The sequence below is a fragment of the Sulfitobacter sp. SK025 genome (genome assembly GCF_003352105.1).
GTDB lineage: Bacteria > Pseudomonadota > Alphaproteobacteria > Rhodobacterales > Rhodobacteraceae > Sulfitobacter > Sulfitobacter pontiacus.
In genome coordinates, this window is record NZ_CP025809.1 from 71,280 (window position 1) to 83,830 (window position 12,551).

Sequence of the window (12,551 nt, forward strand, 5' to 3'; positions counted from 1 at the left end):
GTGCATCAACTGTCTCCCATGGCTTTTGAACGCACCATATCTTTCTGGCTGAACGCAGTGGCATGTCTTGCCTTTGCTGCGGCGCTGGTGCTGTTTCCGCCGTCCGCGTCCCACGCGGCGTCGGGGATGCATGACGGGCATTATGCCGCGGTCATGGACGATGTGGCCGATATAACCGCGCAAGACGCCCTGCATGATCATAGCACTATGGATCGTGCCGCTGTCGACAATCACAGTGACAACGCCCCTTCAAGCGCGCCTGACGACAGTGCAGGCAATTGCTGCTACGGGATGTGCCTGTCCATTGTGTTGATGGACCACGCGCATCCACAAGACGATGCGGTCACTGCGGGCACCTAGAAGATCGGCCATGCGCAGGCGCGTTCGCTTGAGGCGCAAGGCTTTCTGCGTCCTCCACAATCCTGATCTGATTTAGACCCGCTTTGGGGTCTTTGCGTCGCGCCAGCGTTCCTGCGCGCGATCCCTAGGAGATCAATCAGGTACATCACATGAAAATCCATTTCGTTTTGGGGGCTTGCACCCTGACCCTTGGCGCCTGCACGCAGGATGTCAGACCCTTGCCCTATACGCCGACACCGCTGCCTGCCGTGGCCACGCAAGAAGCCACGCTCAGCACGACCGTCGTCTCTCCCATCAGCCACCCGAACCCGCTGGCCGGCTATACGTATCGTGGGCCCACCGGTCCGCGTGACTGGCACACCGTGAATCAAGAACAATCGGAGGGAAACTGATGCACGTCCGTACACTGCCGCTGATCATCGGCTTTCCCCTTGTGCTCGGGGCCTGCGCCACGGCGATCCCAAGCGCTTATACCGACCCCAAAGCCGGCTTTGCCAATGTCGCCAGCCAGATCACGCCCGCGCTTGGTAAACGCACCGTCTTTGCCGAGACTCAAGCCGAAAACGAAGCGGTGAAACGCGAAGTGCGCGCGATGGTGCAGGGCAAGACAATCTCGGCCGATACGGCGGTTCAGGTTGCCTTGCTCAACAACAAGGGGCTTCAGGCGTCCTATGCGAATGTCGGATTGTCCGCCGCCGAAGCATCGCAGCAATCGACGCCGGAAAACCCGATCGTGTCCATTGGCGTGCTCGGGATCGGGGCGCCCGAACTGGGGGCCTACCGTGCGATCGAAGGGTTGATCCGCGCCAATCTTCTGGATGCCACCACGCGTAAACAACGCCGTGCAATCGCTGACGCGAGCTTTCGTCAAGCGCAGCTGACGGCGGTGAACGATACGCTGACATTGGCCAACCAGACCCGTCAGGCATGGGTAAATGCCGTGTCCGCCTTCGAGGTGGTGGGGTATTTGAAACGCGCCAAGGCGACCTCGGACGCCGGATCGGAGCTGGCACGCAAGCTGGGGGAAACCGGCGCGCTCAATAAAGCCGCCCAAGCCCGCGAGCAGGCGTTCAACGCGGAGCTGGCCGGACAGCTTGCCAAGGCACGGCTGGATGCGACCACAGCGAAGGAAGAGCTGACGCGCCTTATGGGGCTTTGGGGGGCTGACGTGAACTACTATGTGCCTGATGCCTTGCCGGGGCTGCCGCGGTCCGTGGGCGGCGTTGCCAATGTCGAAGCCAAGGCGCTGCGCAACCGTGTCGATCTGCGTGTCGCAAAGCTGGGGCTTGAAGCGCAGGCAAAAGCCTTTGGCCTGACAGACCAGACCCGCATCGTCAGCGATCTTGAGATCGTCGCAGGGGCCGAGCTTGAGCGTGAAGCCGAGGGGGACGATATCGAGAAAGAGATCACACCTCAGGTAGAGCTGGAATTCGCGATCCCGATCTATGACAGCGGCAAGGCGCGGATGCGCAAGGCAGAGCTGTCGTATCTGCAGGCGGCGAATGTGCTGGCGGAACGGGCGGTCAATGTACGATCCGAAGCGCGGGGGGCCGAACGGGCCTACCATGCCTCTTACAAGATCGCGCGCCACTACCGCGATGTTCTTGTTCCGCTACGCAAGACCGTCGAGAACGAAGCCCTGCTGTCTTACAACGGCATGATCACCAACACCTTCGAACTACTGACCGATGTGCGTGAAAAGCTCGGTGCCGAGCTGGAAGCCGCGGATGCGAAGCGGGCGTTCTTTATGGCGCAGGCGGATCTGACCGCGGCCATCTACGGCGGCGGTGCAGGCAGCGGCGGCGGGGGCTCCGAAGGCGCCACGTTGGCCGCTGGTGGCGGCGCAGGACACTGAAAGGAAACGATATGATGAACAGACGTCAACTACTCGGTGCCGGTGCGGCGGGGGCGACACTTGTGTCCTCTCAGGCGTGGGGCAAAACTCTGAACATGGGGCTGCCGGAAGCGGCGCATATGGACAGCGCTGCGACTGCGGTCACGGCGCGCCCCTCGACGGGGGTGGATTACACGCCCGTGGTCACGCTGAACGGCTGGACGCTGCCCTACCGCATGAACAACGGCGTCAAGGAATTCCACCTTGTCGCGGAGCCCGTAGAACGCGAACTGGCCGATGGCATGATCGCGCATCTGTGGGGGTATAACGGCCAGTCCACCGGCCCCACGATCGAAGCGGTCGAAGGCGACCGTGTGCGGATTTATGTCACCAACAAGCTGCCAGAAAACACATCCGTCCACTGGCACGGGCTGATCCTGCCTTCGGGTATGGATGGCGTGGTCGGGCTGAGCCATCCGGGGATCAAACCGGGCAAGACCTTTGTCTACGAGTTCGACCTGACCAAATCCGGCACCTTCATGTACCACCCCCATGCGGATGAGATGGTGCAGATGGCGATGGGGATGATGGGCATGTTTGTCGTCCACCCCAAAGACCCGACGTTCATGCCGGTGGACCGTGACTTCCTGATCATGCTCAACGCGTTCGACATTGACCCCGGTACCTATGTGCCGCGCGTCATGACGATGAACGACTTTAACCTATGGACATGGAACAGCCGGATTTTCCCCGATATTGATCCGCTGGTCGTGAACAAGGGCGACAGGGTACGGGTGCGCGTCGGAAACCTGACGATGACAAACCACCCGATCCACATGCACGGCTATGATTTCAAGGTCACCTGCACCGACGGCGGCTGGGTGCCGGAAAGCGCGCAATGGCCCGAGGTCAGCATCGACATTCCTGTCGGCGCGATGCGCGCCTATGAGTTCACGGCGGACCATCTGGGCGATTGGGCGATCCACTGCCACAAGTCGCACCACACGATGAATGCCATGGGCCACGACGTGCCGACCTTTATCGGTGTCGATAAATCCCAGCTTACCCCCAAGATGCGCAGCTTCAAGCCGGGCTACATGCCGATGGGCACGGCGGGCATGGGGGACATGGGCAAGATGTCGATGGAACTGCCCGAGAACACGATCCCCATGATGAACGGCTGGGGTAAACACGGGCCGATCGAAATGGGCGGCATGTTCTCTGTCGTGAAGGTACGCGACGGCATCGCGCCGGACGATTATTCCGACCCCGGATGGTACGACAACCCCCCCGGCGAGGAAGCCTATGAGTGGACCGGAGAACTACCGGAATTCGCCACGAACAACAGCCCCAAAACGATCCTGACCCCGAAACCAACGCAAAAGGGATAACCCCTTTTGCATCCATATAAAACATTGAAACAATACAGGAAAACACGATGAAAAACCTTCTGATGACCACCGCCTTCGCCATTGCTTTGACCGGCCCTGCCTTTGCGGCGGGTTCCCACTCTGGCGGGCATGGTGACGACCACGCCGACAAGCATGCCGAAATGATGGCAGTGGGCAAACCCGGTACGGCGGCTGACGTCACCCGCACCATCGCTGTCACCATGCGCGAGACCGAAGACGGGGATATGATCTTTGAACCCGACAACTTTGCGTTCGAGCAGGGGGAAACCATCCGCTTTGAGGTCACCAACAAGGGCGAGCTTGAGCATGAATTCGTGATCGATAACGCCGAAGGCAACGCCAAGCACAAGGAAATGATGGCGAAGATGGATATGGAACATGATGACCCCAATTCGGTCCGTCTTGAGGGCGGCCAGTCGGGCGAGGTCATCTGGACCTTTGCCAATGCCGGTACGTTTGAATTCGCCTGCCTGATCCCCGGTCACTATGAATCCGGCATGTACGGCCCCATCGAAGTCAGCGCCAAAGCCGAGGCAGAAACCGAAGCGGCAGAGGTCGTCTATACCAAGGGCACCGTCAAGAAAGTTGACACCAAAGGCGGGAAGGTCACCATCGATCACGGACCTTTGGTCAACCTTGATATGCCCGCGATGACCATGGTGTTTCGCGCCGATGAAACCATGATCGGCAAGCTCTCTGCGGGTCAGAGCATCGAATTCGTCGCAGAGCCCGTCAAAGGCAAGCTGACCGTCGTCGAGTTGAAGTAATCCGCGCGCGGGCTCCGGTCATGTATCGGTGCCCGCCCCATAAGAGGCGAAGACATGAAAACATCGCGTGTATTGCTGTGGGTTGTCCCCTTTGCGTTGCTGACGGCAGCGGCGGGCGGGTGGTATTTCTCGCATCATGATCAACCCGAGACCAGCCCGACCGAGCTTGCGGAGGGTGCCTTGGCACCCGTGAAGGTGCCGGACAGTTTCACCGATCAGGAGCAGCTGGGAAAGCGCGCCTATGATGCGGTTTGCGCGGCCTGCCACGGGGCCAATGGTCAGGGGCAGGACGGCGTCGCACCGCCTTTGGTGCATGTGATCTACGAGCCCAGCCACCACGGCGACCGGGCGTTCCTGCTGGCCGCGCAAAACGGGGTGCGGGGGCATCACTGGCCGTTTGGAAACATGCCTCCCGTCGAAGGGATCACGCAGGCCGATGTGATCGACATTGTGGCCTATATCCGCCGCCTTCAGCGCGAGAACGGGATCGACTAAGCCAAAGGGCCGGGCCCCGAGGTGCGTTACACCCCGGGGGGCCGCGCCGTTTCAGAACATCCGCGAGATCGAGAATTTCACGTTCCGACCCGGTGCCGTGCGGGTCGACAGATGCGGCGTATAGGTTTTGTCGAAAGCGTTCTCCAGCCCGACGCGGAACTGCGTATCCTTGAGGATACCGTTTTGCGGGACATAGGTGGCGCGCAGATTATGGACCCCAAATCCTGCCGAGGTCTCGCCGTCGTCTGTTACGGATGTGTTGCCCACGACCTCCCAGCTCAGGTCAAGCTCTTTGCCGAATTTCTTGCCCACGGTGACCCGCAGACTGTCCGCGGGCAGCAACCGCCAGTCGCCGGAAGAGCCGCCCGGTTCATACTCCGTCCCGCGCACCACATTGGCATTCACGTCAAAGTAAAGACCGGTGTCCAACGCGTAAGAGGCTTCAAGCTCCAGCCCCGAGGTTTCGACCCGGTCCAGCGCCGGTGCAGGCGGGCGTACCCCCGAAACCGAATAGCTGCTGACATCGGTCAAGGTGGTCTCGTAGTAGACGCCCTTGATCGCGAATTGGTCCCCGCTGCGGAACAGATCATGGCGGTCAAACGAGGCGCCGATCTCGTATGTTTCGGCCTTCTCGGATGAGGTGATCGCGGCATCGGTGCCCAGATGGTCGATCATCGGCAGCACTTCGGTATAGGCGGCACTGGTGAACAGGGCCAAACCATTCCCGAAGGCATAGCGCACCGACAGCCCGCCCATCAGCGCGTTGTTATCATAGGTGCCATCATTCGGGGCCGCTGATCCGGTGATCTTCGACGTCTCGTAGCGCAGCGCCGGTGTCACGGTCCATGCATCGCCAATGCGCATATCGTCCACCGCATAGACAGCGACGCGACGGTCCTTGCCGCCGGGGGCGTTGCTGGCATCAAGGCGTTCTTTGTGGATCAGTTCAAGCCCGGTCCGCAGATCATGGGAGACAACGCCTGTGGTGAACAGGCTTTGGTTTTTAAACGCCAGTTTCGTTGTTTGATACCGATGATCCGCATTCGCCAAGGCAAGAACACCGGCCCCTTGCGGGGTGCCTTCAAGGGGGGAGCTGCCCGAGACATAGCTTTGGTCGATCTGTTGGTCGGCGTAGGATAGCACGACATCAAGGTTCACCAGATCATTGTCAGCCGGGTTGAAGTTGTACGTGAGCACCGCGGTCGTAGACTCCGTATCGCGGTCAACGGTGCCAAAGGAATCCGCAGTGGTGGTAAAGCTGTCAAAGGGCACGTCGCGATCGCTTGCGGTGGTGTGCGACAGGCTGAAGGTCAGCGATTGATCGCGGTTCTGGCCAAAGCTGTATTTTGCCTTGATCAGACCCGACGGCAGGGTGAAGGCGCTGTTACCGATAGTCGCCCCGTCCCCATCCACCTGATCGTTCTGGTCGCGCCACGTGTAGTTCAGCAAAAATTCCATATCTTCGGTCGGTTGCCACGCCAGCACGCTGGAAGACGTGATGCCGTCGCCGTTCGTGCTGAACTCCAGCGTTTGACCCAGCACATAGCCAAGCTCACCGCCCGTCAGATCCGACGCGTCTTTCGTCTCAAGCCGGACGACACCGCCCACGATGCCGGATCCGTATTCAAAGCTGCCGACGGAACCGCGGATCACATCGACCGACTTATAAAGGAACGGATCGGTGAACAGCTGGGTGCCGATCCGGTAAAGCCGCTCTGCCCCGGTGGTGGCCCCGTCGATCTGCACGGCGACTTTGGAATCCGCACCGTAGATATCGTTCGCGCCGAAGCCGCGGATGTTGATGCCGGACCCTTGCGGGGTAGACCCGTTCACAAGGCTCACGCCGGGAACTGAATCGATCAGCTCTGCCACGGTGCCCGCCTGACGGTCGTCGATCTCCTCTTGGTCGACTGTGGTGATGGATACTGCCGTATCGGTCTGCACCTCGCGTTTGCTTTCGCCCAGAACGAGCGTGCCTAGAAAGCCCTCCTGCGCGGCGAGGGGGAGCGGGGTGAGGGAAAGAAGTATCAGGCTTGTCGTACCCCTCAATAGGGCACGGGTTCCAGTGGCTTTGGTCATCGAAGACATCCTTGCAAGCAATAGGTTTGACGGAATGCTTGCGAGGGGCTGGCGGTGAAAAAAGGGGCGTAGACGGGTTGCGCTCTTGCGGGTTCTAAAAAGACCGACTAAAAGTGTCAACATTAAAGGGCAGGTTCTGATCTGCGCCTTTGCCAGCGGATGCCCGACGCGCGTCGCCAGCCCCCTCTCATTCAATCTATATGGCGAAGGTGCTGCATGACCCATTCCGTTCCCCCGACCCCCGAGGATATTCGCGCCTTCCGCGCCGACCACGCAAAGCTGCGCGAACGTGATGTGGCCGACAAGCTCAAGATCAGCGAGGCGCAGTTGCTGGCGGCCTATACCGGCGATGGCGTGCGGCGTATCAATGCGCACCCCGACAAGATCATGCGCGCCGCCCAGACCCTGGGCGAGGTTATGGCGCTGACCCGCAACCCGTCCTGCGTGAACGAAAAGGTCGGCACCTATGATAACTATCACCCCGGTCCCCATGCATCGATGATCCTCACCGATGACATCGACCTGCGCCTCTTTCCCAGCCGGTGGCATCATGCCTTTGCCGTAGAGAAGCAGACGGACGCCGGTACGCGCCGCAGCCTGCAGGTGTTCGATGCGGCGGGGGATGCGGTACATAAGATATTTCTGCGCGAGGGGTCCGAGGTGGCGGCCTTTGATCGCGCCAAAGCGGGGCTGACGCTGGAAGACCAATCCCCCACCCTTAACGTGGTGCCGCGCGACCCTGACGAGGTGCCGAAATCCGATCTGTCGAAGCTGGACATCCTGCAAAAGGAATGGGCGCGGCTGACCGACACGCATCAGTTCTTGCGCCTGACCTCCAAGCTCAAGATGAACCGCTTAGGGGCCTACCGCATCGCGGGCGAGCCCTTTGCACGCGCTTTGCAGCCTTCTGCTGTCGATGCCATGCTGCATCAGGTGGTCGCGCAAGAGCTTGAGATCATGGTCTTTACCGGCAATCGCGGGTGTATCCAGATTCATTCGGGCCCGATCACCACGCTGAAATCCATGGGTCCGTGGCAGAATGTGCTGGACCCCCGCTTTAACCTGCATCTGCGGCTTGATCACATCGCCGAGGTCTGGGCCGTCGACAAGCCCACGCAACGCGGCCCCGCTGTTTCGGTCGAGGCGTTCAACAAGGATGGGGGGCTTATCCTTCAGGTCTTTGGCGTCGGCAAGGAAGGGCGCGATTGTCGTCCCGCATGGGGCAAGCTTGTCGCGGGGCTGGAGAGCCTGAACGTCGAGGTGCCCGCATGATCCGCGCTTTCACGACCGCTATCAGCGTCGCGGCGCTTGGCCTGATTACAGCACTGCCCGCCACGGCACAGGAACCCACAGGGGGCGTCGTCTCCATCGGCGGCGCGGTGACAGAGATCGTCTTTGCCCTCGGCGCGCAGGACCAGCTGGTTGCGCGGGATACGACCTCTAGCTATCCGCCTGAAACCGCTGCCTTGCCGGACGTGGGCTATATGCGCGCGCTCTCGCCCGAAGGGGTGCTGGCCACAGGCCCCAAGCTGATCATCGCCGAGGAAGGTGCCGGACCGCCCGAAACAATCGAGGTGCTAGCGCAGGCGGATATCCCCTTTGTCATCGTCCCTGACGACTATACCGCCGAAGGGGTCAGCGCCAAGATACACGCCGTCGGGCAGGCCCTTGGGAAAGGGCCGCAGGCCGAAGCGCTGGTTGCTGAAGTGCATCAAAAGCTGGCAGCCGTATCCCGTGCGACGCAAGACCGGCCCGCGGCAGAGCGCAAGCGCGTGATGTTCATCCTCAGCACCCAAGGCGGGCGGATCATGGCGTCGGGCACGGATACGGCAGCCGCGTCGATGATAGATCTGGCTGGCGCGGTGAATGCGGTCACGGGGTTTGCGGGCTACAAACCCATCACGGACGAAGCCGTGCTGGCCGCAGCCCCCGATGTGCTGGTGATGATGGCGCGTGAAGGCGATCACAACAGCACCGAGGCAGAGCTTTTCGCGATGCCTGCCATATCCGTCACCCCTGCGGCGAACAGCCGATCGGTGGTGCGGATGGACGGGCTTTATCTGCTGGGGTTCGGGCCGCGCACGGCAGATGCGGTCGCCGATCTGCACGCCGCGCTTTACGCCGACTGATCCGATGACAGCGCTTGCAGATTTCGCCCCGCCCCGCGACCGCCGCCGTGCTGCGCGCAAGGCGCATGTGTGGATGGCGGCTGTTCTGGCAGTCGCCGCCATCGGCAGCCTTGCGATCGGGGCGTCGGGCACATCGCTGTGGCATGCCCTGGCCAAGATCGTGACCGGTGCGCCGCTGACGCAGCTTGAACGGGTAGTGCTTTGGGATATCCGTTTGCCGCGGCTGATCATGGGCATCTGTGTCGGGGCCGCGCTGGCTGTGTCAGGCGCGGTGATGCAGGGGCTGTTTCGCAACCCGCTCGCGGACCCGGGCCTGCTTGGGGTAAGTGCGGGTGCCGGATTGGGCGCGATCGTGGCAATCGTTCTGGGCGGGCTGTTGCCGGCGGCTGTGCTCACCGTGGCGGGCTTTTGGCTGATCCCGCTGGCGGCCTTTCTGGGCGGATGGGCGGCAACCTTGCTGCTGTATCGCGTATCGACGCGGCGCGGGCGCACCTCTGTCGCGACGATGCTGCTGGCGGGCATTGCCTTGGGTGCGCTGACAGGGGCCTTGGGCGGGCTGTTGATCTATTTCGCCGATGACACGCAGTTGCGCGATCTGACGTTCTGGGGGCTCGGCTCGCTTGCCGGTGCCACATGGACCAAGGTCGCCATCGCGGGGCCGCTGATCCTTCTGGCGACGGGTGTGGCTATGCGCTTGGGCGGCGGGCTGAACGCACTCGCTTTCGGGGAGGCAACCGCCGCGCATATGGGGGTGCCGGTGCAGCGGGTAAAGCATACCGCCATCCTCACGGTCGCCGCCGCCACCGGTGCCGCGGTCGCTATGTCCGGCGGGATCGGTTTTGTCGGGATCGTCGTGCCCCATCTGTTGCGTCTTGCCACGGGGCCGGATCACGAACCCCTGCTGGTGAACGCTGCACTGCTGGGAGCCACGCTGTTGCTGACCGCCGACATCATCAGCCGCGTGATTATTGCGCCGGCGGAACTGCCCATCGGGTTGATCACCGCCATTCTGGGCGCACCGGTGTTTTTCTGGATCCTACTGCGGCGCCGTGGGTTGGTGGACCTGTGATGCTGCGCGCCTGCGATATTGTAGCCCGTATCGGCAAGAAGGAGATTCTGCACGGGGTCAGCTTCACCGCCCCTGCCGGCGCGCTTACGGCGATTGTCGGGCCCAACGGGTCGGGCAAATCAACGTTGCTCAAGGCGATCACGGCCGAGGTCGACTTCACCGGCCGCATTCTGCTGAATGGCGAAAACGTCGCCGATCTGCACCCGTGGGAACTTGCCGCCATGCGCGCGGTGCTGCCGCAGTCAGCCACGCTTGCGTTCCCCTTTACCGTGGCCGAGGTCGTGCGCATGGGGCTACGACGCGGCATATCGGGACACCGCGACGATATCCCCGCCCGCGCCCTGCATGCCGTCGGGCTAGAGGGCTACGCAGACAAGCTTTATCAAGAGCTTTCCGGCGGAGAGCAGCAACGCACGCAGCTGGCGCGCGTGCTCTGTCAGGTTTGGCATCCGGTGCAGAACGGCTTACCCCGTTGGTTGCTGCTGGACGAACCTGTTGCCAGTCTGGATATCGGCCATCAGCTTATGGTGATGCGGCTTCTCAAAGATTTCGCCAATCGCGGCGGCGGCGTGGTCGCGGTCATGCATGATCTGAACCTGTCGGCCATGTTCGCTGATCACATGGCGATGATCAAAGACGGCCAGATCCTGAAGCACGGCGCGCCCGCCGACGTGATGCAAAACGCCATCCTGTCCCAAGCCTATGGCTGCACCCTGACCGTCAATACGCCCGCCGCAGCCGGTCAAAGCTATATCCTGCCACACGTCGCGCAGGAGCGTATGCGGTAGGGGCGGGACCACGCCAGCGCGCTGACATATATATCGGTTGACGTATGAGCTTCGACAGAATGACGTAAATGTGACACTACACCTAGACACCAGCGTCTGACGGTCTATGTCAACCGACACACCGCACCAATCACCCAGGACAAACCATGCCGACACAGCCCACCGATAAGATGGCGACAGAGCTTTTGCATGTGCAAGAGGAGCTGGCGGCAAAGAATGTTGACGCGGATGCGCCGAAGAAACAGGCGCAGCGGGCGTCGCATCGCTTGAACTTCCTTGAAGCGATGATGGAGACGGTGCCCGTCGGGGTCGTCATGGCCGATGCCGAAGGCAAGATTATCTACGGCAACAGCCACGTCGAAAAGATGGTGCGCCATCCTGTGTTGCATTCGGACGACGTGAACGCCTATGGCGAATGGGTATCGTACCACGCTGATGGGTCCCGTGTACAAAGCCACGAGTACCCTTTGGCGCGGGTGATCCAGAACCGCGAGGACCATGTCGAGATCGACGTGGATTATCAGCGCGGCGACGGCACCCGTTTTTGGATGCGAATCATCGGCGAGCCAGTGCTCGACGGGGAGGGGGAGCGGATCGGGGCGACCGTCGCCCTGATTGATATCGACGAAGAGCGCCGCTTGCGCGAGGCGCAGAACATCCTGATTGCCGAGTTGAACCACCGTGTGAAGAACGCATTTAGCGTGGTGAAATCCATCGTCAGCCAGTCGCTGCGCAAGATGAGCATTCAACGCGGTATCCGTGAAACGATTGACCAACGGCTTAACGCCTATGCGACGGCCCACTCCAAACTGGTGGGCACCACTTGGGACCGTGCTGCGATTGGTGCCGTGGCTGCCGATGTGCTCGACCCTATAGGCGGCGGTCGGATCACGTTGACGGGGCCGGAGGTAGAGGTGCCATCGCGCCAGGCGCTGTCCTTGTCGATGGCATTTTACGAACTGGCAACAAACGCGATGAAATACGGCGCCCTGTCGGTTCCTGACGGTGTTGTGAACTTATCTTGGGAACAAGGAAGTACCGCCGAGGGTTCCCCCCTTGAACTCCACTGGGTGGAAAAGGGCGGCCCTGCCGCCGAGAAACCCAGCGAGACAGGTTTTGGTAGCTTCATCACAGGGCGTGCCCTCGAGGCGGAAACGGGCGGGAAAATCGATACGGTTTTCGGGCCAAATGGATATGAATGGCATTTGAAGATGCCGCAACAGACGGAAGAGCAGGCAGTAGAATGACAAATCAACCTCAGAATATTTTCATCGTCGAAGATGAGGTCGTGGTCGCATTCGAGATGTCCGACCTGCTGGAAGACATCGGCTTTAACGTCGTCGGCCCCAGTATCCATCTGGAAGACGCCAAGGAAAAAGCGCGCGACGGCGATATTGATATCGCCTTTCTTGACGTGAACCTTGGACGCAACAAGACATCGAAACCCGTGGCGGATATCCTGCGCGAACGGGGTATCCCTTTTGTGTTCATCACCGCATATGACGCCGACCAGATCAGCTTTCTCGGGCCGGATGACCGTGTGGTGAAAAAACCCGTGAGCAGCCAGAAGCTGATCGAGACGCTGCGCCGCGTCTACCCAAGCCTAGAGACCGAGTAA

Annotated in this window: 13 protein-coding genes; 12 read left to right on the forward strand and 1 reads right to left on the reverse strand. The window is 61.1% G+C overall.

Annotation, left to right across the window (positions count from 1 at the left end):
• Positions 1-18: 18 nt before the first annotated feature.
• The 6 genes from C1J04_RS15235 to C1J04_RS15260 all read left to right on the forward strand — a co-directional run bounded on the left by C1J04_RS15235 (position 19) and on the right by C1J04_RS15260 (position 4,868).
• Positions 19-360, forward strand: a complete 342-nt coding sequence (locus C1J04_RS15235) for a hypothetical protein (RefSeq protein ID WP_254693874.1) — start codon at positions 19-21, stop codon at positions 358-360.
• 149 nt (positions 361-509) lie between these two features.
• Complete coding sequence (locus tag C1J04_RS15240; RefSeq protein WP_114865459.1) at positions 510-752, forward strand: hypothetical protein; 243 nt, start codon at positions 510-512, stop codon at positions 750-752.
• On the forward strand, positions 752-2,215 hold the full coding sequence (locus C1J04_RS15245; RefSeq protein WP_114865460.1) for a TolC family protein: 1,464 nt from the start codon (positions 752-754) through the stop codon (positions 2,213-2,215). Before C1J04_RS15240 ends, C1J04_RS15245 begins: the two co-directional genes overlap by 1 nt.
• A gap of 11 nt (positions 2,216-2,226) precedes the next feature.
• Positions 2,227-3,585, forward strand: coding sequence for a multicopper oxidase family protein (locus C1J04_RS15250; RefSeq protein ID WP_107277643.1), 1,359 nt, complete (start codon positions 2,227-2,229; stop codon positions 3,583-3,585).
• 47 nt (positions 3,586-3,632) lie between these two features.
• Positions 3,633-4,373, forward strand: coding sequence for a copper-binding protein (locus C1J04_RS15255; protein ID WP_114865461.1), 741 nt, complete (start codon positions 3,633-3,635; stop codon positions 4,371-4,373).
• Between the two features lie 54 nt (positions 4,374-4,427).
• A complete protein-coding gene (locus tag C1J04_RS15260; RefSeq protein ID WP_114865462.1) occupies positions 4,428-4,868 on the forward strand; it encodes a c-type cytochrome in 441 nt (146 codons plus the stop codon).
• Positions 4,869-4,919: 51 nt separating this feature from the next.
• On the opposite strand, the gene C1J04_RS15265 is transcribed toward C1J04_RS15260, so the two are convergent.
• Positions 4,920-6,947 (reverse strand): TonB-dependent receptor domain-containing protein, encoded by a 2,028-nt coding sequence (locus C1J04_RS15265; RefSeq protein ID WP_254693875.1) that lies wholly within the window; start codon positions 6,945-6,947, stop codon positions 4,920-4,922.
• 216 nt (positions 6,948-7,163) lie between these two features.
• Between C1J04_RS15265 and C1J04_RS15270 the strand changes: the two genes are divergently transcribed.
• The 6 genes from C1J04_RS15270 (at position 7,164) to C1J04_RS15295 (ending at position 12,551) form a co-directional block, all read left to right on the forward strand.
• The gene (locus C1J04_RS15270; protein WP_114865463.1) at positions 7,164-8,219 is read left to right on the forward strand and encodes a hemin-degrading factor; all 1,056 of its coding nucleotides are present in this window, start codon (positions 7,164-7,166) and stop codon (positions 8,217-8,219) included.
• Positions 8,216-9,076: a heme/hemin ABC transporter substrate-binding protein gene (locus C1J04_RS15275; RefSeq protein WP_114865464.1), complete on the forward strand. Its 861-nt coding sequence runs from the start codon at positions 8,216-8,218 to the stop codon at positions 9,074-9,076. Before C1J04_RS15270 ends, C1J04_RS15275 begins: the two co-directional genes overlap by 4 nt.
• A 4-nt stretch (positions 9,077-9,080) precedes the next feature.
• A complete protein-coding gene (locus tag C1J04_RS15280; protein WP_174226633.1) occupies positions 9,081-10,145 on the forward strand; it encodes a FecCD family ABC transporter permease in 1,065 nt (354 codons plus the stop codon).
• The gene (locus C1J04_RS15285) at positions 10,145-10,933 is read left to right on the forward strand and encodes a heme ABC transporter ATP-binding protein (protein WP_114865466.1); all 789 of its coding nucleotides are present in this window, start codon (positions 10,145-10,147) and stop codon (positions 10,931-10,933) included. The genes C1J04_RS15280 and C1J04_RS15285 overlap by 1 nt, the downstream gene beginning before the upstream one ends.
• A gap of 146 nt (positions 10,934-11,079) precedes the next feature.
• Positions 11,080-12,180, forward strand: a complete 1,101-nt coding sequence (locus C1J04_RS15290) for an HWE histidine kinase domain-containing protein (protein WP_114865467.1) — start codon at positions 11,080-11,082, stop codon at positions 12,178-12,180.
• Positions 12,177-12,551, forward strand: a complete 375-nt coding sequence (locus C1J04_RS15295) for a response regulator (RefSeq protein ID WP_005848648.1) — start codon at positions 12,177-12,179, stop codon at positions 12,549-12,551. Before C1J04_RS15290 ends, C1J04_RS15295 begins: the two co-directional genes overlap by 4 nt.